The 715-nt window shown below is 53.8% G+C and carries 1 pseudogene; it reads right to left on the reverse strand.

The features are described from left to right. Window positions 1–715, reverse strand: a pseudogene (locus tag FQ608_RS27095) (hypothetical protein); the annotation flags it as partial.

The raw sequence follows: 715 nt of genomic DNA on the forward strand, positions 1-715 counted from the left end.
TGCTGTCATTGTCATACAATGCATAGATCAGATACGCCTCGGGTGATTTTTTGTGCTGGAAGTCAACTGCGAGGATGTCGGCCAAGTTCAGCAGGGCTATGGGGTTGCCCGCACCGGCGCGTTGCAGGCTGCCCGCCAGTTCGCTTAACCCCTCCTCCATCCGGGCCTTCGCTGACTGGGTAAGAACGCTGCCCGCGTTGATCTTGGAGATATTGTTATTCGCATATTTTCCGTAAACCCGAAGCGTGACGCTGTCCCCCGCAAATATAGACTGGGTTCTCCCTGGTCCGGCTACCCGGCCCCTGTCAGCATTCAGCCAGGCAACTTGGCTTCCGCTTTCGGTCACATTATGCTCCGGACCGCTCTGTCTTGATGCTGCCAGTTGGCTGAATGTAGCCTCTTCCGCGGGTGCGTTTTCGATTTCCATCGTAGCCGTGAAGACCTTAGTTTTCGGGTTGCGGAGTACCTGCCGGACATTGCCCAGGTGGTCCTTTACATGGAATTCGTATTGGTAGGTATTGTCTTCATAGGCCACAAGACCCTCTTCATGGATAAGGTAATCAATTGATCCGTTTACATAAACAGCCTCCCCGACATAATCCCGGGTTTCCGTCAGGGTACCGGAGCTGTTGTATGTTTTTTGGGTAAGTTTGTTTCCCCCCGCATCATAGGCAAAGGCCAGCTTTGCCCCCGACGTGAACTCCACCTCCCTTGG

It is taken from the genome of Lunatibacter salilacus (assembly GCF_009797935.1).
Classification (GTDB): Bacteria; Bacteroidota; Bacteroidia; order Cytophagales; family Cyclobacteriaceae; genus Lunatibacter; species Lunatibacter salilacus.